This is a genomic window from Marinicellulosiphila megalodicopiae, assembly GCF_045862395.1.
Classification (GTDB): Bacteria; Pseudomonadota; Gammaproteobacteria; order Pseudomonadales; family Natronospirillaceae; genus Marinicellulosiphila; species Marinicellulosiphila megalodicopiae.
Genome location: NZ_AP023087.1, coordinates 2,492,028 through 2,516,975, shown reverse-complemented (window position 1 = coordinate 2,516,975; position 24,948 = coordinate 2,492,028). Strand labels below are relative to the sequence as shown.

The following is a 24,948-nucleotide window of genomic DNA, read 5'->3' as shown; positions in this document are numbered from 1 at the left end:
CTATTATGATTAAAAAATGTATATTCCCAGTAGGTGGTTATGGGACTCGATTTTTACCTGCAACCAAAGCATTAGCCAAAGAAATGCTGCCAATAGTGAACAAACCTTTAGTGCAATATGGTGTTGAAGAGGCGTTATCAGCTGGATTGACTGAGGTAGGGTTTATCACAGGACGAGGCAAACGAGCCATCGCAGATCACTTTGATATCTCCTACGAATTGGAACATCAAATTTCAGGAACAGGCAAAGAACAATATTTAGATTCCATTCGTAAAGTTATGAAAGGCTGTATTTTCTCTTTCACACGCCAAGCAGAAATGAAAGGTTTGGGGCATGCTATTTTGACTGGGAGGACATTAACCGGTATGGAGCCGTTTGGTGTGGTGTTAGCAGATGATTTATGTCTTCAAGAAGATAACACTCAGGCCAATGTGTTAGAGCAAATGGTTAAAGTGTTTAATCAATTTCGATGCTCTATTGTTGCCGTGATGGAAGTGCCAGAAGATGAAATTCATAAATATGGGGTCATTAAAGGCGAAGAGTTAAAAGATGGGCTTTATAAAGTCAGTGATATGGTTGAAAAACCTTCAAAAGAAGAGGCGCCTTCAAATCTTGCAATTATCGGTCGTTATATTTTAACACCTGATATTTTTTCTATCATTGAAAAAACGCCACCTGGAAAAGGCGGTGAAATACAATTAACCGATGCGTTATTGCAACAAGCAAAAGATGGATGTGTGATTGCCTATAAATTTAAAGGCAATCGTTTTGATTGCGGTTCAGTAGAAGGGTTTGTTGAGGCAACCAATTATGTATATGAAAACCTTTATTTAAAAGGATTAGCATAATTGTTAAGTTTTAATCGTTACCCTAAAAGGAAGGTGTGCATCACCTTCCTTTTTTTTATAACCGTATTTTCATCGATAAGCTTTAATTTAAAGGCAAAAGCGTTATCTGTTGTTTGGATGACTGAAAAACTGAGTGCTTCTAATTCCATTGCATTGGACTTGCAATCAGGCATGTTGCTCGCTGTTGAATTTTTACGTGATCAAGAGGTAAATATTGACTTTGAATTGGTTTCTTATCACCAATTGGCTGCAATGGATTTTGAACAATCCTCGTTAATTGATGTGGTTATGCTTGGTCCGGACTCAAAGGAATTATCTAATTTTGAGTATTTAAATCAAATAAGAAAGAGTAATTCCTTACTAGAATTACTCAGTTTTACAATATGGCAAGACATTCAAAATAATGCTGGTATTAGTGCCAATTTATTAAAAGTTAAAATTTCAGATCTTACAAATACTGAAGGGAATATTCTATTTTCGAATATTTATCGATTGTGGCAGGCACATGTGAATTTAACGCAGTTTCAAGAAACGAATCCAACATTAAATTTTGCACAATTTGTCACTCAAAGTTGCCAAGTTGATTCCTGCCAGCATCTATTGATCTACCCGAAAGAACAAGCTTTATTCTTATCCGCTTTGCAACAATCTGATGATTTAGACATTCAAAAATTATTAAGTTTGTCTGTGAAATGGGTACTAATAAATGCCACCCTTAAGCAAACAATGTTGTTTTCTGCTTTTAATGATTTGTCTATTCTAGGTTTTTATCATTATCAGCAAGAGGAACAGGGCGATTTAAATTTGGCTAATGATTGGTTGGTTGAACATTATTTAACCCAATATTCTTCGGCCCCGAACCAATACGTCGCATTAGGTTTTCAATCTATTTTACAGGTTGCAAATGATTCTAGAATCGCAAATGTATTAGATGTGGAAAATAATCAATTGCAATGGGAGTTGTTTTCGGTGAAATTTCAGCAAGGTTGGCCCGTTTTGTTTGAAGTAAGTATGTGAGGATAAATATATTTAGGCTGAGTCGTGATGTACAGTGGGTTGTGTGCCAAGCAAAAATGTTAGAGTTAGAAACCATTGTACGTAGTGCCTTTGCGCTGATAAAATGAATTAAATTTGTAAGTTTTTAAAGGTTTTTTGTATATGTCGGTTACTGAACAACCGCTACTTTTTTCATCTTCATTGGCTCAGACAATAGGTTTAAATGAATCTATATTGCTGCAGTTTTTACAACAATGCACGTTACTTTCAAATGGTCAGTTTGAATTAAATCATGAAAAACAACGTTCAATATTAGGGTTTTGGTCAATTGAGCAAACCCATCAAGTATTAATGAGTTTGCAAGGTTTAGGTTTATTGACGATTTCTCAATCTCATGGTGGTTGCTGGAAAGGTTTGGTTTTAGTGGGAGTTGAGAAGTCCATCAATGAAGCTGAGTCTTCAGTCAAAACACCAAATACAACAGAGACTTCAAACCTAGACTCTAGTTTCGAGAAACGAAACCTCGAATCAATTGAGTCAGTTTCTGCTTCTAATGTTATTGAACCAGAGAGAATGACACAGGCTAAAACTGATAGCGCAAATGAAGCCAGAATGTACAATCAGAACCGTGGTAATCCGCTTGGGCATTTACATCAACCGAAATCGACACCGATATACTCTCAAAATTCTTTATCTTCACATGCATTATCCAAAATGGATAAAAGCTGGGAGCCAAGTGAGCAGTTTCATGAAATGCTGCGCTTGCATAATATACCGGTTCAATTTGCAAAAGATCAGCTTCCTGTATTTAAGCAATATTATATCGACAGCGGTAAAACAGCGATGTCATGGGATTCACGATTTATAAATTGGGTACAACGTGCCAAAGCAAGTGCACGCACTTTTGAAGGTCAAAATGAGCAAACCAACCGATTCAATACAGACTCTGGACAAAACGCTAAACAGCGTAAAGAAGAAGTTAGACAAAAACTACGAGACATCAGCGACACAAGCTGGGCAGACTGATACCTCAAATAAAATATCCCACGAAACGATCGTATTAATCAATATGTTGTTTGCTCGTTTTCATCATATTTATACCCATAAATACGATTCGGCTTATTCGGATACACAAACGTTAAATTATGCAAAAAAAGAATGGGCGCTTTCGTTGCGAGATTTTAATCAAAAGCAAATAGAGTGGGCGATCGAGCAGTGTAAAGATAAGTTTGCATGGCCGCCTAGTATTAGTGAGTTTAAAGCATTAATTCAACCTTCTTCGCAGCAAATGGGATTGCCCTCGACACGAAATGCCTATGTTGAAGCTTGTTTGGGTTCTCATCAGCCGGTTACCTTTCAATGGTCTCACCCTGTGATTCGGCACGCTGCAAATGTTACGGATTTTTTTAGTTTAAAATCTCAGCCTGAATCTTATATGCTGCCGATTTTTAAGAAAAATTACGAGAAAGCTTGTGAGCAATTTTTTAAAGATGAACCTTTTGAAAAATCCCCAATTAAAACAATTTCAAATACCACCAGACAAGCTGATAGTGTTGATTTAATTGAGTTGAAAATCAAACAACACCCTGACATAGATCCATCAATCATTTCTAAACTGTATTATTATGGATTAAAAACACAAGGCACTGCTGCAAGGGCGTCATTTCGAGATCAAGCTATTAAAAAAGCAAATACACTTAAATTAGAATTACAGTTTCCCGAATAATTGCATTGCATTTTGAGTGGTCACTTGATCAATTATTAATAACTCTGTTTGTTTAAGTAGAGCAAGATTTTGTGCAATAATATGAAGATTGCTTGGCGAATTTATTTCCCCCTGTTTTAAAAAAATTGGCATTGAAGGGGCGTCAGTTTCAAGTAGCAGGTGCGATAAATCTATTTTAGAAATTGCATTTTTTGTTTTAACCGCTCGCTCGTAAGTAATTACTCCTCCCACTCCCAAATAATATCCTAAATCAACCCATTGTTTTGCTTGTTCGTAACTGCCGCTAAATGCATGTATCACACCTTTTACAGTTGGGTATTGCTTTGCCATTTTCAATAATTCTGGTTGAGTTTTACGATGATGTAAAATAATTGGAAGGTTTGAATGTTTGGCTAATTCGAAATGTCTACGAAGCAATTTTATTTGTAATGTGTGATTGGTACAACTTGCATCAAGACCCGTTTCACCAATGCCGTGAAAGGTGAAATCATGGATTTGTTTTTCAAAATCTACTAATGATTCTATGCTGTGTTGTTCAATAAAATAGGGGTGCAAACCTAGGCAGAAATATAGGTTAAACTGATTGGCTGATGTTAACAGTAGGTTTTGAAACTGATGAATGCTATCAAGTTTGACGCCAGGAATCATCCAATGATTGATATTGAGCGCTTTGCATTGATTTAATTCGTCATTGAGGCGGTTATCGAACTCAGAGAAATTTAAATGACAGTGGGAATCAAACATAAAAAAAGAGCAGGTTATACCTGCTCGTAAATATATTAAAATGAAGTTGATGAAACGTTGGTATCAATTTCTTGTTTGATTACATCTAATTCATCTTCTAATTCAGTTCTATTTTGTTCTAGCTCATCAATTTTAATGTTTTCAGTTTCTATTAATTCCCAAAGTTGCAATCTACGCTCAGCTGTTGTGCTATCTAAAAGCATTTCATTTTTATAAAGTTTAATTTGCGTATCCGCAGTTTCAATGGATTTTGTATTATTGATCAGAGTTTGTTCAATTTGAGTAAGTTGGCGCTTTAAGTCATAAATATCACGGCCTTCATGATAACCAAGTAAAAAATCGGCTTCTAACTCAACAGGGCAAACTGAATTATACACGCGTCCACTTAATCCCATTTTATAGCCGTTTGATGCTTGGCAATAAAGTGTAAGACCAGAATCATAGCCTGCATTATAGGATTGTAAATCAATCTTCACGCCATGCTTAGCACAGGCCTCTCTGTGTTGCCCAACTCTTGAGCGAAGTTCGCCGCGTAATCCATCTTCGTAACCAATAGTTTCCCAGTCACCCGTTTTGCATTCATCTTTATTTAGAGTTTTGCAGCCATTTAATACTAAAACAAAACAAAGTAGGTAAATAATTGGATTGATTTTCATTGTAGATCTCATAAATTAAAAAGTATGACAAGCATATCAGAGGCGTTAAAGCCTCTCAATAATTAGCTTGTATTTATTAAGGCTGGATTCAGTTATTTTTTATTGAATTCTATTTTTTATGAATCATTTCAATTTAAATTAACATTTTGCAAGTTGCAGGTTATACCAACCTTTTGAATCTCCCCAATATTCGATGCTTTTCCATCCTGCTTCACTTAACAATTGGGTAAATTGTAAGTGATTGTATTTATAAATATTTTGAGTCAGTATGCTTTCGCCTTTAGTAAAATAAATTTTATGACCATTAATATTCACAGATTGATGAGCAAGGGAAACAAGATGCGTTTCGACTCTTTTTTGTTGTTGATTATAAATGACGCGATGCTGAAAAGAAGAAAGATCAAAATCGCTTTTTAGTTCGCGGTTGATTCTACTTAATAAATTTAAATTGAATCGGGCTGCACAGCCTTTTTTGTCGTTATAAGCGGCTTCTAGTATGTTTGGGGCTTTGGGTAAATCGTGGCCGATAAGTATTTTTGTTCCATTTTTAAATTGTTTTTTTAAATTTCTTAAAAATCTAACAGCTTTTTCAGGGGCAAGATTACAAATATGAGAACCTGCAATAAAAATGACTTTATTGCTTTTGTGGCATATTTTCTCTGGAAGATAGATTGTTTCAAAATAATTTTGCTCAAATGCTGAAATGGTCATGCTTGAGTAGATGCAATTAAGTTGATCAACATGATTGATTAAAGATTCTTGGTTGCTGTCAATCGCAATATAATGGGTATTTTCTTCTAAACTATCTAATAATAATCGAGTTTTAATACTGTCTTGGCAGCCTAATTCAAACAAAGTAACGTTGGATCCTAGGGCCTCTTTAATTTCATCAGATTGATTATGCAAAATACTGATTTCACAATGAGTTGGGTAATGTTCAGCGCTATCGATCATTTCATCGTAATAAGTGGTGCCTTGGGTATCAAAAAAGTAATGATTGGGAATGAATTTTTGTTTTGGGTGCACTAGGCCGCGCAATACGTCCTCGTATAGTTGATCCGAAGATAAATTAAATAAATCGGCAAATGCTAGGCTCATAAATCGTTCCCTTTTAAAAAATAGATTAATTTCTACATTTATCCCCTAAATGTAAAATCCACTTTATAAGGTAGTTCATAAATCTGGTTTGGGCAAATAATCCACATCGTTTATACTGACTTTTTTATTTATCGATTTATATGTATGAATAAGCTCATCGTTCGCAGAAAACCTCAATCTAATCTTAGTGATTTAAATCACACGCCATTATTGCAACGTATTTATGAAAACCGTGCTGTTCAATGTATTGATGACTTAGCGCTTTCTCTTAAAAACTTAACTTCCTATAAAAAATTAAAAGGCATCGAACAAGCGGTTGATCTGTTGGTTGAGGCCATAATTCAACAACAGCATATTATTATAGTTGGGGATTTTGATGTGGATGGCGCCACTTCTACGTCACTTTGTGTGTTGTTATTAAAGCAGTTAGGGGCGAATCATGTTGAGTTTGTGGTGCCTAATCGTTTTGAATTTGGTTATGGATTAAGTCCTGAAATTGTTGATGTTGTCATGCTAAAAAATCCCGATCTTATCATGACAGTAGATAACGGGATTGCAAGCATTGAAGGGGTGGCTAGGGCGAAACAGATGGGGGTAAAAGTATTGGTGACGGATCATCATTTAGCCGGTGATCAATTGCCCAATGCCGATGCTATTGTCAATCCAAATCAACCCGGTTGTGAATTTGAAAATAAAAGTGCTTGCGGTTGCGCTGTGGCGTTTTATGTTATGGCCGCGCTTCGAGCTAAACTAATTGAAATTGGCATTTTTGATAAAAATACAGCCCCTAATATCAGTGAACGACTTGATCTTGTCGCGTTAGCGACCATTGCCGATGTGGTGAGTTTAAGTAAAGATAATCGAATTTTCGTTCAACAGGGATTAGCAAGAATTCGACAGGGCCATTGTTTAGAGGGAATAAAAGCGTTAGTTAAAATTGCAGGAAAAGATTACCAGAAAATCGTGTCTTCAGATTTTGGGTTTATTGTAGGGCCGAGATTAAATGCAGCCGGCCGTTTAGATGATATCAGCTTGGGTATTAATTGTTTGTTAGAAACCAACCCACAAATCGCATTAGAAATGGCTTCTGAATTAAATGATTTAAATCAAGAGCGCAAACAGATCGAACAGTCGATGCAACAACAGGCATTAATGTATTTAGATAAAATTCAAACGGATGATTTACCTTTAGGGGTTTGTTTGTTTCAAGAAGATTGGCATGAAGGGGTGATTGGAATTTTAGCGTCTCGTATTAAAGAGCGTTTGCATCGCCCAGTCATTATTTTTGCTGGAGCTGAAAACGGCATGATCAAAGGATCGTCTCGGTCCATTGAAGGATTTCATATTCGTGATGGATTGGATGTGATTGCTAAGCGGTTTCCTGCTTTATTATCGAAATTTGGCGGACATGCGATGGCCGCTGGTTTAAGTATTCAGCGTGAAGATTTTGACTGTTTTCAGCAACAATTTGCCAGGGTTGTCAGTGAGGCATTTAATGGCGAATCGCCAACTCAAATTCTTTACACCGACGGGGAGTTGGCTCAAAAAGATATGACCATCGAAATAGCAAGCCTGTTAAAGGCTGTTCAGCCATGGGGACAGCATTTTCCAAGTCCTTGTTTTGATGCCAATGTAAATATTGTTTCACAACGTATAGTTGGAAAAAATCATTTGAAATTGGTGGTTAATCCCACAGGGACCAATGCGCAATTTGATGCAATTTGCTTCAATGTGGATTTAAATATTTGGCCAAATCAAGCGACTCAGGCAAAGGTGGTGTATCAGTTAGATGTGAATGATTTCAGGTCTCAACTTTCAGTACAATGGTTAATTCAATATATAGAGGTGATTTAAATGAGTGCTTTGGAAACAGGGGTAGGGCTGGATATTGTTTTGTTTTTTCATTCATGGTATTTGCCAATCACAAGTGGGTTGTGGAAATTTATGCATTTTGCAGGAGGTGAACGAGGGTTTTTAATTCTTTTGCCTATCATTTATTGGGCTTTAAATAAGCGATTAGGTGTTCAATTATTTATTTTAATAATGAGCAATGCGATTGTGATGAATGTATTGAAGTTGTTTTTTGCAAGACCAAGGCCTTTTGATGTAGCGCCTCATTTATTTGAAGCTACCGTTGATCAATCTGGATATGGTTTGCCAAGCGGTCATGTTTGGTTAAGTGTCGTGTTTGTCGGGTTTTTAGCTTTCTTCTATCGCACCCACAAAAAGATTGCGGTTTTGGCGGTTTTTTGGATTGTACTTATGAGTCTTTCAAGAATGGTGTTAGGTGTACACTTTTTACAAGATGTCATATTAGGTTTGTTAATGGGGGTTTTTGGATTGATTGTATTTATTAAATGGCATCAACGTGTATTTACATGGTTTGAAATGAAGCCAATCTTGACTCAAGTTCTGTATATGATCGTCTTTATGCTTTTGATGCAGCTGATGGCGGTAGTGTTGCATGAAACCTTTGAATTTAGAAAATCACTATTGTCCGCTTCTGGCGTGTTAATTGGTGGTGTGTTAGGGCTGATTTTAGATCGACGCTATTTAATTTCTAGCGAATCAAATAGGTGGGTAATTAAATCTATCAAAATTGTACTTGGTTTGATTTTATTAATTGGGCTATATGTTTTAATGAGTATGATATTTTATCGGGTATTTAACGATACTCAAACGTTAATAGCCAATCTCATTTACCAGCTGCGTTATGTATGTTTAGGCGTTTGGGTTACGTTCATGATTCCTTGGTTATTTTCAAAAATTCAGAAATTTTAATAGGTTTAAATTTTTCATTTCGAGTTTAGTTGGAGTAAATAGATGTTCAAGAAAGCGATGTTAATGTTGGGTGTGTTAAGTGTGTCTTTTTTTAGTTCAGCTAATACATGGGATGAACAAATTGAAACTATTTTAAGTAATATAGAACAACAGGCTTTAAAACATAAAGATAAACCCATAATTGCTAAAACCAAGCTATTAACCGAACGACTACTGAAAACACATAAAAAAAGTTATTTAAAAATGGAAGTCGAGTCAAGCGAAGGGCGCGTTACTACTCAAGAGGTGTTCTACAGCGCGAATGATTTTTTCGTGACCATGTATAAAAATGAAGCAGTCAGCCAAGAGTTTAATTTGTATTTTCAAAACGGCTGGATCCATCAATGGAATACAGGTGATATAAAAGGCGTTAAATATCCTGCAAGCACTTTTGAATTAATTAGCTATGTTGGGTATGCAATCAATCCATTAGGTTTGGTAAGTACTTTTTATGAAGATTATTTAGAGTATCCTGAAACCTTCAATACACATAAAGAGCCGATGGATCCTTGGACAGAATTAGAATTCACTGTTCGTCGATTTACTTATAAATCGTTACTTGTTGATTTGGACGATGTTTGGTTTTATGGATTTAAAACATTTAACCCTGAAACATTAAAGGTTTCTACATTTTGGATTAACCCGCCCCAAACCTATCAAATGCTTCCTAAGATGGCTTTGGAAGAGTTTAAAAATGTAACCTTTGAAATTGATACAAAGCAATCTATACAACAGCACATGAAATACATCAATGTGGTTCCTGGAAAGCTGAATTGATACTTTTGTAATGGCTATGTTTAACATTTTTGTTGCTACTAGCAAAATTCATTTCACGATCTAACCTAAAGTTATAGATTAACTAAGGGTCGTAATATGAACCGTCAACAATTTCAAAAATTAATAAAACAAGCCGCTAAATTAGATCCGGTACAAAAACAAAAGCTTGTCCAAACACTAACATTGCAAGAAAACCCCATTTTAGAGCGTTTAGCAAAAGAGTGCATTTCTCATGGAAAGTGCATTCACTGCGAAAGTGAGCGTTTGCGAAAATACGGCAAAAGCAACGGCCGCCAACGGTTTTATTGTAATAATTGTCAAAAGACATTTGTGTGCACAAGAGGCAGCGCGTATTTTTATCAGCATAAAGCCGATGACTGGCAAACCTATTTAGAGCATATGTTGGACCAAGACAGCATTCGGGTTTGTGCTAAAAAAGTGGGCATCAGTTCGGTGACGTCTTTTAACTGGCGCCACCGTTATATGAATGCAGCCGAAAACACCTTTGAAGACAGGCTTGAAGGCATTATTGAGGCTGACGAAACTTACTTTCGAGAATCTAAAAAAGGCAACAAACACCTTAATCGGCCAGCGCGAAAACGCGGCACAAACGCCTCAACAAAAGGGCTTAATAATACAGATTGGGTGGCAGTGTTAACCGCGATGGACCGGAATCATCACGAGTTTGATCATGTATTAAAGCAAGTAACCGGTGACGAAATCGAGATGTATTTAGGCTCAAAAATTGTGGATGAATCCATTTTATGTACTGACGGCCAGCCTGCGTATCATCGAATTTGTGAAAATCATCATTTGCATCATGTTGTGTTAACCAATGCGCGTACTAAAGAAGGCGTGTTTCATATTCAAAATATCAACAATTATCACTCACAATTGAAACAGTGGTATTTAAAAATGCATGGGGTGGCGAGTAAGTATTTACCGAAATATCTGGGCTGGTTTAGGATGTTGGCTTGGCATAAATATCAGGTGTTTTCTGAAAATTTAAATGAGCGGGAAAAATTGTTAGAATTCAAGCTGTTGCAGATACAGCAACATAATTTTTAAACATAGCCTTTGTAATATTGAAAATACATGCAATGAAATGTTTAATATTTGAGCTTTAGTAATTAGAGTCTTTACAAAACGTTGCCAAATAACTTCATAAAAAACCTTAAAATTTAAGTCTCACTGCTACAGTAAAATAGTGTGTTGACAGTATAAATTACTATGGTTGTTTGGTTACGTTTTATTACATGTATTCTTGGATGTGTCTTGAGTCATTCGGCGTTTGCTTTTAAGTTAAATGCTGCAGAGAAACTAGAAAAATTTAGTTTTTTTTCAGCGATTAATGTCGAGCGAATTGAGTATCAAGAGTTGGCAAATGTATTGCCTGTTCAGTCAAAAACTGTGATTTATAATCCTATTATGCGAAATGGTGGGGTTCATAAATTATCTGACACTCAATTATTAATGATTGAATCAATATCGACTATTTATCCTTCAAGGGTGGACGAACAATGGCGGTTATCAAATAATAATTTATTATTTCAAGAAAATTCAATGACCTATACTTTAAATACAAAACGTATTTATTATTATCAACAAATGCTTTCCCGATTAAAATGGGTGGCAGGTTTAGAATATTCATTACATACATTTAAGCGCTTTGATCCAACATCGCAATATATCGATTTTGATTGGCAATTAATTGAAGAAACCAAAGCTGAAATTATTTTAAATTCAGGGTTTGATTTTGATTCAGGGCGATTAACTCATAATGATTGGCGCTATTATGGTCATTTGTTATTTGGTATCCCAGCATTTACTCGAGCTGAAAATACTCAATACACGGATCTTTTTTTTGATAATGCCAGAGGGTATTCTATTCATTCAAATTTTGGAATCAGTAAGAAATTAACTCATAAAGTGCATGCTGGGTTTTTACTGGAATGGGATTATTTATATCGTGATGCCGTTGAATTGACAGTTGTAGAGCCATTTAATGATGAGTTCGATATCACAACCGTTGTGGAGTACCCAAAACATACCACACAAATTATTCGCTTAGGATTTAATGTGCATTGGGCGCTTTAGTTTGTGCAAATAAATCAAAAAATGATCAATAACTAAGCTGTAATTGTTGGTTTTTTAGTTGAACAGTGTGCATTGGATAATGCCGATCGTAATTTTTCAATGGCTATCGGTTTAATTAAAAAATCGTCCATTCCGCATTCAATAGCTAATGCTCTGTGCTCATTTGTTGCATGGGCAGTTAAGGCAAAAATCTTCGTTTCTGTTAAATTGTTTTGTTTCTCAAGTGATCGAATTTTTCTTGTGGCTTCAAATCCATCTGTTATTGGCATTTCACAATCCATTAATATCAAATCAAATTTCCCTGGATTATTTTTAAAGGCGTCAACGACTTCTTCGCCATTGGCAGTCATTGTGGTGTTATGATTTTCTCGTGTTAATAACCCTTTTATGACCATTTGATTTACACAATTATCTTCTGCAATTAATATATTTAGTCCTGATTCGTATTGTGTAATTTCAATGGGGTCTTTGTTGGTGTCTACGGATTGTGATGTTTGAGCGCTGATTGTAAACCAAAAGGTTGATCCTTTGTCAGGCTTACTAAATATGCCGATAGTGCCATCCATCAATTCAACTAATTGTTTGCAAATAGTGAGTCCTAAGCCAGTACCACCGTATTTTCTTGAAGTGGATGAGTCAGCTTGTTGGTATTCTTCAAATAATGTTTGTTGGATATGTTCAGGAATCCCTATGCCTTGATCGATTATTTCAAATTTTAAAAGTAAAGGCGCCTTGCTTCGAATTAACTGAACATTCACTTCAATTTTTCCATGGTCTGAAAATTTGAATGCATTGCCTAGTAAATTAATAATGACCTGACGTAATCGATTACTGTCTCCTAATAAATAATCTGGAATATTAGGATCTATATTACTAATTAACTGTATGTTTTTTCGATTTGCTTCGTGTAAAAAGGTGTTTTTGCATTGCTCGATAATTAATTTTAAATTGTATGTGGTGTTTTCTAATTCTAATTTACCAGATTCGATTTTACTATGATCTAGAATGTCGTTAATTAAACTTAATAATGATGTGCCGGAATCTTTTATAGTTTGGACATAGGTTTTTTGTTCGCTATTTAATTTTGAGTTTTTTAGTAATTCTGCAATACCTAAAATACCATTAAGTGGCGTTCGAATTTCATGACTCATTTTCGCTAAAAATTGTTTGCGTGCCTCTGATTTTAAATGCACTTCTTCGCTTTGGCTTTTTAATACACGAATACGGTGGGCAAGGGCGAATGACAAAAATAATGCTTCGCACGATGAACCGATTTTTGAAATTAATGTGGTGCTAGCATCCAAGGTTGAAATTAACCCCGTTTTTGTCATTAATAATAATAAATTACCAACAAATAATGCTACCCAACCCAATAAAAAGAAAATTGCGGGTCTGTACCCTTTTATCGTGCAAACTGCAGAGCATAGGATTGCAATAGCCATAGCAAGTATACTTTGTACAATCATTATTTTAGATAAAAGCTGAGGCGATAAGAAAAATATAGCAGGAATGTTAATTAAGCTGATCACTACAGAGAACTGGCAGAGCCAAAATAAATGGGTGGAATATTGTCTTAACCTCAAAAAAGATAAGCAAAAAAGAAACCCAGTTGTGATCATGATTGCGGCACTAAAGTGTGCCATGTTGCTATCAAAGGCTAATTGTTTTGGCCAAAATAAATGAAACACATAACCATCAATAGTCATGATATAGGCGCCATAAGAACCTATGAAAAATACATAAATCAAATAACTGCGATCATTTACTGAAAGGTATAAAAATAAATTATAGATGACCATTGTTGCGATCAATCCAAAGTAAAGCCAATTCATGTTGTCAGCAAATTGAAGGCTTTGCCAAAATTGATTATCAGGCCAGGCTTTTATATTTAAGCTAAAATCCAATTCGGTTTGTATTTTAATCAAAAGGGTTGAGGGTTCGTATAAATCTACAGGCACAATCATTTTATGATGATCGACTTCTCTGTTTGCAAAGGCTCGATTGCTTCCTGATCGATATATTAAACGTGGTCCATTTTCAGTGACTTTGTAAATATCTAACGTACTAAGTAACGAATTTGAAAATATAAGATCCCATTTTTTTGATTTGGATTCACTTGCGTCTAATTTTATTTTAAACCAGTAGGTTTTATCTGAGTAACCATAATTTATTGCATTATGCTTAATCGAATTCCAGAGGTTGAAATTTCGATCATAGAGCACATTAAATTCATTAAAATATCCGCTTTCATCAATAAGTACATCTAAATATGAAGTAACATTGATGCCATTTTTATCATCTTTTAACGTCACCACTGATGCATTGGCTGTATTGAAACTGATGATAATAAAGGCTAGAAAGCGGATAATGTTTTTCATATTATTAGCGCATTGGTGGAGAATATAATAATCCTCCACGATTCCATAAATTGTTTAAGCCACGATGAATTTGGATTTCTGAATCTTTACCAATATTTTTTTCAAAAATATCTTCGTAATTGCCAACTTCTTTAATTATAAGATAGGCCCATTGGTTGCTCAGTCCTAACGAATTGCCTAAATCATTTTTGTTACCTAAAAAACGTTCGATGCTAGGGTCTTTATTTTCTAAATATTGATCGATATTATTTTTATTTAGCCCTAGCTCTTTTGCCTCAATTAAGGCATTTAATGTCCATCTTGCAATGTTGAACCACACAATATCATCTTGTCTGACAACAGGTCCAAGAGGTTCTTTTGAAATGATTTCAGGCAATACAATTGAATTTTTATTTTTCTTTAATGTACTTTTAATTGCGTACAGTTGAGACTGATCACTGGTTAGTACGCTGCATCGACCTGCTTCAAATCCGACTTTTGTTTGATCTAATGTTGAAAAAAGAACTGGCTGATATTGCATGTTATTTTTTCTAAAATAATCGGCAATAACTTGTTCTGATGAGGTGCCTTCTTTGATACAAATGGCTGTACCATCTAAATCTCGTGCGCTGGTGATCGATTGAGCTAAGCGTTCATCAATTAAAAAACCCTGACCATCAAAATAACTGATTCCAGCAAATAATAAATTATGTTGCGTTTCGCGACTTAATGTCCAAGTTGAATTTCGTGAGAGAATGTCGATTTCCCCCAAACTTAATGCAGTAAATCGATGCCCCGCATTGAGTGGCACAAACTCAACTTTATTTGGATCCCCCAAAACAGCAACGGCTATCGCTTTGCAATAGTCCACATCAAAACCAGACCATTGGCCTGTGCGATCGGGATTTGAAAAGCCTTGGATTCCAGTACTGACGCCACAAATTAATCGACCGCGTTGTTTGACTGTTTTTAATGTATTACCAGGTATTAATTCAACGCGTTTTGGTGCGGCATTGAAATCTTGAATTTTTGCTTTGTTGGAATCTTTACACGATAAAAGTGCAAAGCAAAAAATGAAAAATGGGAGAAATTTATTAGCAAACATGTATAAAAACCTTTTAATACATTGTGATTAACTGAATTATGCCTGTTTTATAGGGAGAACTTCAAGCTTTGTTAATCGTTGTTAAGGAACTTTTAGAGGATAAAAAGCAGTCTGTGATCGAGTTGGAAAACGTACATTTTGTAACATTTGTGCATCCAGTTAAAAGGCTGATGATAACTGAAAGTAATATTTAACATGGTTAGATTGTTACTAAATCATACTGGGTATTTTCGTTTCATATTGTTATAAAAGCAATCAAATGTTTACGAATATAAATTAACTGACGAGTATTTGAATCAATGAATAATGAAAGACGTCAAGGTCCTGACTTTTGGATTAAATCTTTACCCATCTTTAATATGGTGGCTTGGGGGTTATTTATTTTAACTATGGCCTTAACTCATATTGCTCAGCCAGAAATGGATACGGGGATTGTTCGCTACCATGAATTGGAAATTCGCGAGCATTGGTTAATGCCGATCGTGTTTTGGATTCAAATTACATTACTGGGCATGATTATGCTGTTATTTGGTAATATTGTGGTGGCGAAAAATCGCACTAGAAGAAAGTGTGATCAGCAGTATTTGAATCAATGGTTGTTATTGGTTTTAACGCTTTTTTCGGTTTTAATGCTGTTTATTTTTACTCGATAACCCACTGTTTTCACTGTTTTATCTCAAATCCCTTTGATATGATGCGTTCTTTTATTTAGAGCGCATTTGTATGAACACAGAAGTCGTCATTCTCGCCGCAGGAAAAGGCTCAAGAATGAAATCCTCAAAAGCCAAAGTATTACAGTCCCTTGCTGGCAAGTCTTTATTATCTTATGTCATCGACAATGCAGTGAAATTAGATGCGTTTATACATGTAGTTGTGGGTCATCAAGCAGAGCAAGTTAAAGCCGCATTTTCAGAGCAATCGATAAACTTTATTGAGCAAATTGAGCAAAAAGGCACCGGGCATGCGGTTTTGCAGTGCGTTGAAAGCTTAAAAGACGATAGTAAAGTGCTGATTTTGTACGGTGATGTACCGTTGTGCAAGCAACAAACTATGAAAAAACTGCTTGAATTAGTCGATGCCGATAATATGGGATTACTGACTGTTTCATTACAAGATGCAACGGGTTATGGTCGTATTGTGCGTAATGAGCAAAATCAAGTGACTGAAATCGTAGAACAAAAAGATGCCAATACTGAGCAACTAAAAATCAATGAAGCAAACACTGGCATTTTGGCAGTGACAAGTAATCAATTGCGTAAATGGTTGCCAAAATTGACCAATCAAAATGCTCAGGGCGAATACTATTTAACGGATATTATCGCTTTAGCAGTTGCAGATGGTGTTGTGGTGAATACAGCTTCTGCTGAACAAATTGAAGAAACCATGGGTGTAAATGACAAAGTTCAACTTGCATATTTAGAGCGCTGGCAACAATTGCAACTGGCAAATGAATTAATGCTACAGGGTGCGACATTATTTGACCCTGCACGGGTAGATATTCGTGGTGAAGTGAGTGTGGGTCAAGATGTTCAAATTGATGTAAATGTGATTTTTAACGGTAAAGTTGAGCTAGGCTGTGATGTGACAATTGGTGCAAATTGCATTTTAACAGACGTCAGTATTTCTGATGGCACGATTATCGAGCCAAATTGTGTTTTACAAGATGCAAACATCGGTAAACATTGCATGATTGGTCCATTTGCGCGTATACGTCCAGGAACGCAATTAGCTGATCACGCTAAAATCGGAAACTTTGTTGAAACTAAAAAAGCGATCATCGGAAAAGGCAGTAAAGTGAATCATTTGTCGTATGTGGGTGATAGTGAAATCGGTGAAGGGGCAAATATTGGTGCTGGAACGATCACATGTAACTATGATGGTGTGAATAAATTTAAAACCATTATTGGTAATGGTGCGTTTGTTGGCTCTAATTCTACATTAATTGCGCCAGTTGCTATTGAGGATGGCGCATTTATTGGTGCGGGATCAGTCATCAGTAAAGATGCACCAAAAAATCAGTTAACCCTAGCGCGTACTAAACAGCGCAGTATATCGGGTTGGCAAAAACCTGTGAAAAAATCATGATGCAGGCTGTGATATTTGATTGCGATGGTGTGTTAATTGACAGTGAGCGTTTGATGACAGGTGTGCTGCATCAGTCATTAAAAAAGTTTGATTTAAGTTTGTCTGAGCATGATATTGACGATCGAATCGTTGGGCAAACCACTGAGGTGTTTCAATCGTTTTTAAATGAACGTTTTGGCCCTAAACTGTCTGAAGCATTCTATCTTGAGCATAACCGCGCGGTTCAACATGCATTTGAACATGAGCTTGTGTTAATTGATGGCATTGAATCACTTTTGAGATCCATTAGTTTGCCTAAAGCCTGTGCAAGTAATTCAGGTACTCAATCTTTGGCAAATAAATTAAAAATCACTAAATTAAGCGGTTTTTTTGATGTGGTAGTAGCGGCTCAAGAAGTGTTAAATCCAAAACCTGAGCCAGATGTGTATTTAAAAGCAGCTGAATTATTAAAAGTACATCCAAATCACTGCTGGGTAGTAGAAGATTCCCCAATTGGTATGATGGCGGCAAAAAAAGCCAAAATGAACGTCATCGGTTTTCATCATGATCAGTCAGTTAAGCAATATGGTGCACATGTGGTGCTGAGTCAAATGAGTCAAATTGAACAATTTCTTAAAGAACAATCGAGGGATTAAAAACATGTTTTTCAAAAATAAAAAGACGCTGCCGATGGTACTTGTTGGATTGGCGTTTGTGTCTTGTGCAGTGGAACCTTTAAGGTTAAATCAGCCAATTGGTGTGCCTGTAGCGCAAAATAAAGTGAATGGCTTTGATGTTAGAGTCAGTATTGAGGATGTTCGGGGAACACAGCAATTAGGTAGCAGAGGAGGGGTGTATAGTGAGACTTCAATGATTACAACTGATAACGCTTTGGTTGATCAAATAGGTGATAACTTTATTCAAGCCATGAAAAATCAAGGTTACCAATTGGTTCCTAAGGCCCCTGCAAATATGCAGGTTAAATTAGAATCATTAACTTATGATGTAAATGAAGTAAATACCACAACAAAAGATTCTGATGTAAAAGTTGAAATGTCATTTTATATTGAGCATGAAAAAGGTTACATGCAAAAGAATTTTAAAGTGACGGTTTCTCAGACCACTGTTTTGTTGCCAACACAAAAAAGCATTGAATCTATGGTCTCAGATGCATTAATAAAAGTGATGCAAAAAGGTTTGGATGACAAAGAAATTCAAAGTTTTATAGCAAGCTCCCAATCACTTGATCTGATAGAAGCGACTAATCCTGTGTCTGGACAAACAACTAACTCAATGCCAGTTGAGAGTCCAAGTGGGGCACAAGAGCAGCCTAGCGAGATCAAACAGCCTGTCGCTCCAGTAGAGTCTAAGACCTATAAAATTCTGTTATAACGTAAGATGTTGGTAAGCGCTATTAACGGTAAGCCAACTAAGCTATTTGGGTCATCGCCTTGTAATTTTTCAAATAGGGTGATGCCCAGTCCCTCTGATTTAAAACTGCCTGCACAATCGAAAGGTTGATCTTGTTCAAGATATTGAACAATCTCGCTTTCTGTTAGGACTCGAAAATACGCTTTGTATATTTCAACCGTTGATGTGCATATATCATTTTTAGAATCATACACAGCTAAGCCTGTATAAAATGTCATGCATTTTCCAGAAGCATTTAATAATTGTTGTTTTGCATTTTCAAAATTACCGGGCTTCCCAATGATGCCTATATCATCAAATGTACAGGTCTGATCCGATCCAATTATTAAATGGTGGTCAAACTGTTTGGTTAGACTTTTCGCTTTTTCAATGCTTAGGCGTAAGCTTAGGTCTTTTGGGGACTCATTTTCAAATGGTGTTTCGTCGCAAATGGGTTGGGCTTGTTGAAATTGAATATTCAATTTTTGTAAGCATTGTGCTCGGTATTTTGAAGTGGAAGCTAAAATTATGGGTAATCGGCTCATATTTAGTGACTTTTGTTAATAAAAACGTAATTAAAATGAAATTCTCTTTGACAGTAAAGGGCCTTATCCTTAAAATGCCGCGCCTATGTTAAATACCATGTTACCTCGATACGTTGAACCATACAAACTTGCAGATTTGCAAGGTAGCCTCTCTGGCGAACTTGCACAAAGTTGGTTCGAACGGGCTTGTCCCGAATTACTCGTAAGTGTCAAGCACGCGCAAGCAACGCTGGACTTCTTTAGAGATGAAGACAATCGTAGGGTTGTACGTGGTAAAGCACAGCTAGAAGGTGAGCAAGTCTGTCAGCGTTGTTTACAAGCTATGCCAGTAAATATTGATATTGAATTCATGTATGCAATTTGTCTACATGAAGAAATGGCGGCGGGTCTACCCGAATATTTAGATGGTTGGATTGTTACACCGGATGAAAAAATCGATGTATTACCCATCGTTGAAGATGAAATTATCTTAGCAATATCTGAATTTGCAATGCATGATTCAGGTGAGTGCAAAATTAAAACCGAATTTTTAGATGAGTCCTCAGCAGTTGTTGAAGAATCATCACAAAAAGTAAACCCATTTAGTGTACTTGGTTCATTAAAAGACCAACTGAAATCTGGAGACTCTTAGTCATGGCAGTTCAAAAAAGTAAAGTAACACGCTCTCGTCGCGGTCAACGTCGTTCACACGATGCATTATCAGGTCCAACATTATCTGTTGATCAAACAACAGGTGAAACTCATCGTCGTCACCACGTGTCTGCAGATGGTTTTTACAAAGGTAAAAAAGTTGTTGAGACTGGCGAAGAATAAATTAATCTAACCTTTAGATTAAACAAAAAGCCTCAAAGAAATTTGGGGCTTTTTTATGTCTGTCATATTTATAAATAAAAAATCAGTTAAATTTTAAAAGGTGAATTTTAATTTTATCAATAGCATTCAGTATTGTGAATTCAGGACAGCCATAATTGATTCTGACAAAACTTTGTGCTCCAAAATCCACCCCATTTGAAGGCATAATGCCCGCAGTTTTAAACCATTCGATGGCCGTTTGCTTGGTTAATGATTCCAAATGATTACAATCGATCCAACATAAAAAACTGGCATCATTTAAGTGTGTTTTAAAAATAACTTTATTGTTAATTGTCATTTTATTTAGTGAGTTAACTAATAAATCTCGATTCACTTTAAGTTGTTTAATTAATGCGATGCGCCAAGGTTCGCCATCTTGAAAAGCTGAAAACGTGGCTTCTAATCCTAGGCTGCTTGGCCAGCTGACTAATCCTTTCATTTGATTGGTGAAAATTTTCCTTATTTTCGTGTCTTGTATAATGGCAAAGCTGCAACCTAAGCCTGCGATATTAAATGTTTTGCTAGCGGCCATAAGTGTGATTGCGGTAGGGTCAAATTTTCCTGCTGGAATATGTTGTTTTTCAAAGGCTAGATCACAATGAATTTCATCAGAGCATAATTGCACATTGTATTGCTTACAAAGTTGTATGATTTTTTTAATTTCATTTTCGCTCAACATCGTCCCATGTGGGTTCATCGGATTGCATAATAAAAATAATCCGCACGTTTCGTCCGATAAAAAAGTTTCTAATTGATTGAAATCAAACATCCATCTTTGAGTGTTTGCATTAAATGTTACGAATAACTCAGAAGATACCTGTCCACTTAATTTTGGAGCTTGTAACATCGGAGGGTAATTGGGGGTCTGCACAACCACTTTACCTTTATTAAACCCCGAGCAAGCCATGTTAAACCCAGAAACAATGCCAGGCAGCCAAGCAATCCAATGAGCCTGAATCTCCCAGTCGTAGCGTGCTTTACACCATGACACAATGGACTCATTTAATTCAGGCCAGGCTTTAGTGTAACCCAAATCACCTTGCTGCAAACGTTGAATTAAAGCCTGTTTAACACAATCAGGAGATTCAAAGTCCATATCCGCCACCCACATAGGTAAAAGCTCCTTTGAAAATACATTATATTTCATGCTGTGGTTATTTATACGGTCTAGTTTTTTATTGAAATCAAAAGGCATAGCAGGCTCGAAGTGTTTAATATGAGAAAAGATTCAGGTCAAAATAATAACATAGGAATGTAAAGAAAATGCGAAAGGCAAAGATTTTTCAGTTTATTTCCCAATGCCTAATTAACTGTTATGAGAATTGCAATGCCTGTTTCTCTAATTGGGTTGGTAGTTGATTTGGAGTGTTGATTTGGAGAGTTGATTTGGAGAGTTGATTTGGAGAGTTGAGTTAATAGTGAATGAACATGGTTTGTTAATCATATAAGTGCTTTTTAATTGATTGTCACTTTTAGCGATCAGTTCAAAATTGAGAAGTATTTTATGTGTCTTAAAGTATTGCTCATATATTATAATATGTATAATGCGCCCATAACTTTGTTGAAGGTATAAAAAGGACATGAAGCTTGTTGAACAATTATGGCTAACAACCGAAGATTTATTGTTGATCGAATCCCCTGATGCAGCAATGCAAGAGCTATGCAGGCTGCCTTTGAACTCATTAAGGTTTATCCAAAATAAATTAGGTAACAATGACTCTCAATACCTGAGTTCTTATCAAAATTTAAGTAATGCACTTAATAGCGGTAAAATATTTTTAGTGAAATTTCATCGTTGTTGGTTGAAATCTCCAGCTATCATTTGGCTTGATGTAGATGATGATCGATACGAATCCAATGCTTCTGCAAGCCGCGCTATACATAAAAACTTTATGGTTAACTCCAGTGTTCCCAGTCATATTCAATCGCAATTAAAGTTTTTATACTCAAATGCTCAAATGCCAATAAATGCCATGTCACAGCAAGTCAGTTATGGATATGAAACTGAATCAGCTGCTCAATCAAGTAATGAAAGTGCAGATTACTACAAGATTGATAAAACCAAAGAAAAGAAAGAGCCAAACCACTGGGTCAAAATCCGAGCCATGTACGATGATCTTTGGGATACACCATTACCTGCCAAAATCACATTATATATAGATGATAACGTACATGAGCAAGGGGTCGAATTAGCCTGTGCTGAAGGTAAAAACACGTATTCGGGTACGTTAAAACAAGCACAGGCAACTGAATCTGAACCGGGTGTTGCATTATTTAAAGATATCCCAGATGGAAAAATTGTTGCTGAGATTGAAAAAGATGCCGGTGAAGAAGAAAATATTAAGCAACTAAAAAATGAATTAAGCGCAACATTAGATGGAGCTTATCGTGGGTTGGTTGAAGACATGACATCATTTCAAGAAGATTGGGATAAATATAGTTATGCTTCATTGGTTTTAGATTACACAGGCGGTTTTTGGGATGGGTGTATGGGCTAAAGATCAGGCCGAAATATTTGATGTAGATACATGGAAGAATCTGGGTAATACCATTGGGCAGGGCGCGTCCGATGCCATGTCTTATGCCGCCGACTACATTCCTGAGACCTATGATAAAATTAAACAATCCGTTGATGAAAGTATTCAAACAATAGATGAAAATAAAGACAATCTAATCAGTTGGCGCTGGTGGAATGCACAGGTGAACGACACCGTTGATGGTGCTGTTAAAAAAGTAAAAGATGATATTGAAGAAATTTCAGAATTTTTAGAAGAAAGTGCGCAGTCGGTTAAAAAGCTCATTAAATATCAGGATGATATATTAGAATTGCCAAATAAAATATGTGAAGGGGATGCACGAGCTGTACAAAAATTTATTGAAGGCCCGTTAAAAGATATTCACCCCGATTTAAGCGAACAAATATTAACGTCAACCACATTTTATATTGCCCTTGAATTAATTGAAGATCATGAGTCTGCACTGACCTATTTTGCTTATGTAAATTTATTTATGGAGTCAGTGCCACCGAATTTTTATGCCTATTCAGGTGGTAAAGCCGCAGCGTATATTGTCATTGAAATCATATTATTGTTAGTTGTATCATTTTTGACAGCAGGGGTAGGAACAATAGCTAGATTAGCCACATTGGCAGCGAAATTTTTAACCACAAGTACAAGAGTGGCAAAAACCATTAACCAAGCGCAAAAAGCGCAAAAAGCGTTTAAACAAACCATCGAAAGTTTTGTAGACAGTGCGGATATATTAAATGACCTTGGCCAGAAACTAAATAAAGCCAGAGGCGCAGGATATAAATCTAAAGGAAATAATAACGGTACGTTATTATTGAAAAAAGAATCCATTAAACGAGATAAACGCTGCCGAATGTGTAAAACCCAAAAACATAGCACACCTAGAAAAGCATCGGGTGGCAGCTTAACGTATTCTATTTGAGGTCAAAATGTCAGGAAATATTAATAAAGACACTAATTATAGAAAAAACATATTAGAAGTGATTAAAAAAAGAGATGATTATGACGATCACCCTATTAGCCACGGAATTAAAATGCAGGCCCATCATCTGATATCCGGTGATGGCGTGAAAGATATAGCCAATAAAAATTTAGTGAAAGCTTCAGGATATAATATTAATCATGAAAACAATGTTGCATTGATCCCCAGTACATTTGCTGGGGCGTGTCATTTAGGTTGTCAATTACATAGAGGCAATCATACCTCGACAGTAGATATCTTAGAGCATGATGATCCAGATAATGAACATCCTGAACAATACCATGTCACGGTAGAAAAATTAGTTCTTGAAGTAGTTGATAAACTTACAAGTTGTGTAGATCTTGAATCTGAAAAGAAACGTGTTGTGAAAAATTTAGATGCAGTATCTAAAGTTTTAGCAAAAATGATTCATGAATTTAGTAAGAAGGCGCAATTAACACAAGTTTATCAATCTTTTAAGTATGAAGGCTTATTAAAAGATATTGGTTGTTCTGGAGCAAACTATATGGGAGATCATGACGAAAAAAAGAGTTGTATTCATGGGAGAAACCATAAAGAATTTACACTTAAAAAAACTATACAGAAAGATATAAAATAGAGGCAGGTAAATGAGTAAATACGATGAAGAATACTATGTTTTTGAAAGACCTATTGATGATGCAATTCCGTCTTTGATACCTGACGAGAATACTAGAGATAGACAGTACACAATAAAAAAGGTTGAGGGTCTAGCCCCTTTAAACTTCACAAATAGAATGAAGAAAAATAATTTAACAAATAATCTAGATGAAAAAATTTCTGAAATATTGTTTGATGCTGGTAATTTTTTAATAACCGATAACATATATAAAAAAATAAATTTAAAAAACTTACCTCTGGATTATACATCTGCAATATATGTTGATAATAATGAAAAGTGGCATGAAGAGTATTGGTATGTAAGAGTCACTCAAAGAATTGATTGTTGGTGCAGAGATCGCTCTCGGTATTTAAAAAAAATGATAGAGGCTACAGGTGCATTTCATGTATTTAGATATGTTCTAGATGAAAAAGTATTGGATAAAATCGAAGAAAAAGATCGGTTGATTTTTAAAATGGATAAATCAGCAATGGGTAATATCATTGTCCATAAATCATTTATGGAAGAGTATTTGTTGACTGAAAACACGAAAGAAAATTTTACCCTGATTAGTCAGTATAGAGGGTGATGGTTAAGCGCTCTTAATATTGTAAATCTATTGCCGATTGCGATTGAGAGTGTTCTAGTAAGTTAAAATTACAATATCAACAATCAACAGGGTGTTCGAAAGTGATTTTTTTATTTTAGACTAGTATGCATACAA

Annotated in this window: 26 protein-coding genes; 19 read left to right on the top strand and 7 right to left on the bottom strand. The window is 35.7% G+C overall.

The features are described 5' to 3' along the window. The first annotated feature begins 5 nt into the window (after positions 1-5). The 4 genes from galU to TYM08_RS10765 all read left to right on the top strand — a co-directional run bounded on the left by galU (position 6) and on the right by TYM08_RS10765 (position 3,570). Positions 6-848, top strand: a complete 843-nt coding sequence (galU, locus tag TYM08_RS10780) for a UTP--glucose-1-phosphate uridylyltransferase GalU (RefSeq protein ID WP_422379153.1) — start codon at positions 6-8, stop codon at positions 846-848. A 117-nt stretch (positions 849-965) separates the two neighbouring features. After that, on the top strand, positions 966-1,865 hold the full coding sequence (locus TYM08_RS10775; RefSeq protein WP_422379152.1) for a hypothetical protein: 900 nt from the start codon (positions 966-968) through the stop codon (positions 1,863-1,865). Positions 1,866-2,078: 213 nt separating this feature from the next. Further along, positions 2,079-2,870, top strand: a complete 792-nt coding sequence (locus TYM08_RS10770) for a DnaT-like ssDNA-binding domain-containing protein (RefSeq protein ID WP_422379151.1) — start codon at positions 2,079-2,081, stop codon at positions 2,868-2,870. Further along, positions 2,761-3,570, top strand: coding sequence for a hypothetical protein (locus tag TYM08_RS10765; protein WP_422379150.1), 810 nt, complete (start codon positions 2,761-2,763; stop codon positions 3,568-3,570). Before TYM08_RS10770 ends, TYM08_RS10765 begins: the two co-directional genes overlap by 110 nt. Here TYM08_RS10765 and TYM08_RS10760 read toward each other — a convergent pair. The 3 genes from TYM08_RS10760 to TYM08_RS10750 all read right to left on the bottom strand — a co-directional run bounded on the left by TYM08_RS10760 (position 3,553) and on the right by TYM08_RS10750 (position 6,068). Next, positions 3,553-4,314: a TatD family hydrolase gene (locus TYM08_RS10760; RefSeq protein ID WP_422379149.1), complete on the bottom strand. Its 762-nt coding sequence runs from the start codon at positions 4,312-4,314 to the stop codon at positions 3,553-3,555. The genes TYM08_RS10765 and TYM08_RS10760 overlap by 18 nt on opposite strands. Before the next feature lie 35 nt (positions 4,315-4,349). Beyond that, entirely contained in the window at positions 4,350-4,970 is a 621-nt protein-coding gene (locus TYM08_RS10755; protein ID WP_422379148.1) for a DUF2799 domain-containing protein, read from the bottom strand. A gap of 138 nt (positions 4,971-5,108) precedes the next feature. After that, a complete protein-coding gene (locus tag TYM08_RS10750; RefSeq protein WP_422379147.1) occupies positions 5,109-6,068 on the bottom strand; it encodes an L-histidine N(alpha)-methyltransferase in 960 nt (319 codons plus the stop codon). 144 nt (positions 6,069-6,212) lie between these two features. Here TYM08_RS10750 and recJ point away from each other — a divergent pair, with 144 nt between their 5' ends. The 5 genes from recJ to TYM08_RS10725 all read left to right on the top strand — a co-directional run bounded on the left by recJ (position 6,213) and on the right by TYM08_RS10725 (position 11,762). Then, positions 6,213-7,922, top strand: coding sequence for a single-stranded-DNA-specific exonuclease RecJ (gene recJ / locus TYM08_RS10745; protein WP_422379146.1), 1,710 nt, complete (start codon positions 6,213-6,215; stop codon positions 7,920-7,922). Then, entirely contained in the window at positions 7,923-8,849 is a 927-nt protein-coding gene (locus tag TYM08_RS10740; protein ID WP_422379145.1) for a phosphatase PAP2 family protein, read from the top strand. Between the two features lie 42 nt (positions 8,850-8,891). Further along, a complete protein-coding gene (locus TYM08_RS10735; RefSeq protein ID WP_422379144.1) occupies positions 8,892-9,665 on the top strand; it encodes a hypothetical protein in 774 nt (257 codons plus the stop codon). A 96-nt stretch (positions 9,666-9,761) separates the two neighbouring features. Beyond that, entirely contained in the window at positions 9,762-10,733 is a 972-nt protein-coding gene (locus TYM08_RS10730) for an IS1595 family transposase (RefSeq protein WP_422379143.1), read from the top strand. A 207-nt stretch (positions 10,734-10,940) separates the two neighbouring features. Further along, complete coding sequence (locus tag TYM08_RS10725) at positions 10,941-11,762, top strand: hypothetical protein (RefSeq protein ID WP_422379142.1); 822 nt, start codon at positions 10,941-10,943, stop codon at positions 11,760-11,762. Between the two features lie 32 nt (positions 11,763-11,794). Here the strand turns inward: TYM08_RS10725 and TYM08_RS10720 are convergent, their stop codons facing one another. Continuing rightward, positions 11,795-14,140 carry a hybrid sensor histidine kinase/response regulator gene (locus tag TYM08_RS10720; RefSeq protein WP_422379141.1) on the bottom strand — a complete coding sequence of 782 codons (2,346 nt, stop codon included), beginning with the start codon at positions 14,138-14,140 and terminating at the stop codon, positions 11,795-11,797. 4 nt (positions 14,141-14,144) lie between these two features. Further along, positions 14,145-15,224, bottom strand: coding sequence for an amino acid ABC transporter substrate-binding protein (locus TYM08_RS10715; RefSeq protein WP_422379140.1), 1,080 nt, complete (start codon positions 15,222-15,224; stop codon positions 14,145-14,147). 299 nt (positions 15,225-15,523) lie between these two features. Between TYM08_RS10715 and TYM08_RS10710 the strand changes: the two genes are divergently transcribed. The 4 genes from TYM08_RS10710 (at position 15,524) to TYM08_RS10695 (ending at position 18,680) form a co-directional block, all read left to right on the top strand. Beyond that, entirely contained in the window at positions 15,524-15,877 is a 354-nt protein-coding gene (locus TYM08_RS10710) for a hypothetical protein (protein ID WP_422379139.1), read from the top strand. Between the two features lie 70 nt (positions 15,878-15,947). Then, positions 15,948-17,309, top strand: a complete 1,362-nt coding sequence (gene glmU / locus TYM08_RS10705) for a bifunctional UDP-N-acetylglucosamine diphosphorylase/glucosamine-1-phosphate N-acetyltransferase GlmU (RefSeq protein WP_422379138.1) — start codon at positions 15,948-15,950, stop codon at positions 17,307-17,309. Then, positions 17,306-17,944, top strand: coding sequence for an HAD family hydrolase (locus TYM08_RS10700; RefSeq protein WP_422379137.1), 639 nt, complete (start codon positions 17,306-17,308; stop codon positions 17,942-17,944). Before glmU ends, TYM08_RS10700 begins: the two co-directional genes overlap by 4 nt. Before the next feature lie 4 nt (positions 17,945-17,948). After that, complete coding sequence (locus TYM08_RS10695) at positions 17,949-18,680, top strand: YajG family lipoprotein (RefSeq protein WP_422379136.1); 732 nt, start codon at positions 17,949-17,951, stop codon at positions 18,678-18,680. Here the strand turns inward: TYM08_RS10695 and TYM08_RS10690 are convergent. After that, positions 18,662-19,243 (bottom strand): Maf family protein, encoded by a 582-nt coding sequence (locus tag TYM08_RS10690; protein ID WP_422379135.1) that lies wholly within the window; start codon positions 19,241-19,243, stop codon positions 18,662-18,664. The genes TYM08_RS10695 and TYM08_RS10690 overlap by 19 nt on opposite strands. Positions 19,244-19,328: 85 nt before the next feature. On the opposite strand from TYM08_RS10690, the gene TYM08_RS10685 reads away from it, so the two are divergent. Both TYM08_RS10685 and rpmF read left to right on the top strand, forming a co-directional pair. Beyond that, positions 19,329-19,874 (top strand): YceD family protein, encoded by a 546-nt coding sequence (locus TYM08_RS10685; protein ID WP_422379134.1) that lies wholly within the window; start codon positions 19,329-19,331, stop codon positions 19,872-19,874. Between the two features lie 2 nt (positions 19,875-19,876). After that, positions 19,877-20,056 (top strand): 50S ribosomal protein L32, encoded by a 180-nt coding sequence (gene rpmF / locus TYM08_RS10680; protein WP_422379133.1) that lies wholly within the window; start codon positions 19,877-19,879, stop codon positions 20,054-20,056. 82 nt (positions 20,057-20,138) lie between these two features. Here rpmF and TYM08_RS10675 read toward each other — a convergent pair whose 3' ends face one another. Further along, on the bottom strand, positions 20,139-21,290 hold the full coding sequence (locus TYM08_RS10675) for a MalY/PatB family protein (RefSeq protein ID WP_422379132.1): 1,152 nt from the start codon (positions 21,288-21,290) through the stop codon (positions 20,139-20,141). Positions 21,291-21,675: 385 nt separating this feature from the next. Between TYM08_RS10675 and TYM08_RS10670 the strand changes: the two genes are divergently transcribed. Genes TYM08_RS10670 through TYM08_RS10655 form a run of 4 tightly spaced genes read left to right on the top strand, consistent with a single transcriptional unit; the run spans position 21,676 to position 24,813 of the window. Further along, positions 21,676-22,593, top strand: coding sequence for a hypothetical protein (locus TYM08_RS10670; RefSeq protein ID WP_422379131.1), 918 nt, complete (start codon positions 21,676-21,678; stop codon positions 22,591-22,593). Then, positions 22,577-23,545 carry a hypothetical protein gene (locus TYM08_RS10665; RefSeq protein ID WP_422379130.1) on the top strand — a complete coding sequence of 323 codons (969 nt, stop codon included), beginning with the start codon at positions 22,577-22,579 and terminating at the stop codon, positions 23,543-23,545. Before TYM08_RS10670 ends, TYM08_RS10665 begins: the two co-directional genes overlap by 17 nt. A gap of 7 nt (positions 23,546-23,552) precedes the next feature. Continuing rightward, on the top strand, positions 23,553-24,203 hold the full coding sequence (locus tag TYM08_RS10660) for an AHH domain-containing protein (protein WP_422379129.1): 651 nt from the start codon (positions 23,553-23,555) through the stop codon (positions 24,201-24,203). A gap of 10 nt (positions 24,204-24,213) precedes the next feature. Further along, positions 24,214-24,813: a hypothetical protein gene (locus TYM08_RS10655; RefSeq protein WP_422379128.1), complete on the top strand. Its 600-nt coding sequence runs from the start codon at positions 24,214-24,216 to the stop codon at positions 24,811-24,813. The last annotated feature ends 135 nt before the right edge of the window (positions 24,814-24,948 follow it).

Bases quoted from the DNA above. Each gene is read 5' to 3' on its own strand.
- TYM08_RS10740 (WP_422379145.1), top strand. From the start codon at position 7,923: ATGAGTGCTTTGGAAACAGGGGTAGGGCTGGATATTGTTTTGTTTTTT.
- TYM08_RS10765 (WP_422379150.1), top strand. From the start codon at position 2,761: ATGAGCAAACCAACCGATTCAATACAGACTCTGGACAAAACGCTAAAC.
- galU (WP_422379153.1), top strand. From the start codon at position 6: ATGATTAAAAAATGTATATTCCCAGTAGGTGGTTATGGGACTCGATTT.
- glmU (WP_422379138.1), top strand. From the start codon at position 15,948: ATGAACACAGAAGTCGTCATTCTCGCCGCAGGAAAAGGCTCAAGAATG.
- TYM08_RS10775 (WP_422379152.1), top strand. From the start codon at position 966: ATGACTGAAAAACTGAGTGCTTCTAATTCCATTGCATTGGACTTGCAA.
- TYM08_RS10665 (WP_422379130.1), top strand. From the start codon at position 22,577: ATGGGTGTATGGGCTAAAGATCAGGCCGAAATATTTGATGTAGATACA.
- TYM08_RS10755 (WP_422379148.1), bottom strand. From the start codon at position 4,970: ATGAAAATCAATCCAATTATTTACCTACTTTGTTTTGTTTTAGTATTA.
- TYM08_RS10685 (WP_422379134.1), top strand. From the start codon at position 19,329: ATGTTAAATACCATGTTACCTCGATACGTTGAACCATACAAACTTGCA.
- recJ (WP_422379146.1), top strand. From the start codon at position 6,213: ATGAATAAGCTCATCGTTCGCAGAAAACCTCAATCTAATCTTAGTGAT.
- TYM08_RS10695 (WP_422379136.1), top strand. From the start codon at position 17,949: ATGTTTTTCAAAAATAAAAAGACGCTGCCGATGGTACTTGTTGGATTG.
- TYM08_RS10720 (WP_422379141.1), bottom strand. From the start codon at position 14,140: ATGAAAAACATTATCCGCTTTCTAGCCTTTATTATCATCAGTTTCAAT.
- rpmF (WP_422379133.1), top strand. From the start codon at position 19,877: ATGGCAGTTCAAAAAAGTAAAGTAACACGCTCTCGTCGCGGTCAACGT.
- TYM08_RS10690 (WP_422379135.1), bottom strand. From the start codon at position 19,243: ATGAGCCGATTACCCATAATTTTAGCTTCCACTTCAAAATACCGAGCA.
- TYM08_RS10655 (WP_422379128.1), top strand. From the start codon at position 24,214: ATGAGTAAATACGATGAAGAATACTATGTTTTTGAAAGACCTATTGAT.
- TYM08_RS10715 (WP_422379140.1), bottom strand. From the start codon at position 15,224: ATGTTTGCTAATAAATTTCTCCCATTTTTCATTTTTTGCTTTGCACTT.
- TYM08_RS10735 (WP_422379144.1), top strand. From the start codon at position 8,892: ATGTTCAAGAAAGCGATGTTAATGTTGGGTGTGTTAAGTGTGTCTTTT.
- TYM08_RS10730 (WP_422379143.1), top strand. From the start codon at position 9,762: ATGAACCGTCAACAATTTCAAAAATTAATAAAACAAGCCGCTAAATTA.
- TYM08_RS10675 (WP_422379132.1), bottom strand. From the start codon at position 21,290: ATGCCTTTTGATTTCAATAAAAAACTAGACCGTATAAATAACCACAGC.
- TYM08_RS10760 (WP_422379149.1), bottom strand. From the start codon at position 4,314: ATGTTTGATTCCCACTGTCATTTAAATTTCTCTGAGTTCGATAACCGC.
- TYM08_RS10750 (WP_422379147.1), bottom strand. From the start codon at position 6,068: ATGAGCCTAGCATTTGCCGATTTATTTAATTTATCTTCGGATCAACTA.
- TYM08_RS10710 (WP_422379139.1), top strand. From the start codon at position 15,524: ATGAATAATGAAAGACGTCAAGGTCCTGACTTTTGGATTAAATCTTTA.
- TYM08_RS10700 (WP_422379137.1), top strand. From the start codon at position 17,306: ATGATGCAGGCTGTGATATTTGATTGCGATGGTGTGTTAATTGACAGT.
- TYM08_RS10660 (WP_422379129.1), top strand. From the start codon at position 23,553: ATGTCAGGAAATATTAATAAAGACACTAATTATAGAAAAAACATATTA.
- TYM08_RS10670 (WP_422379131.1), top strand. From the start codon at position 21,676: ATGAAGCTTGTTGAACAATTATGGCTAACAACCGAAGATTTATTGTTG.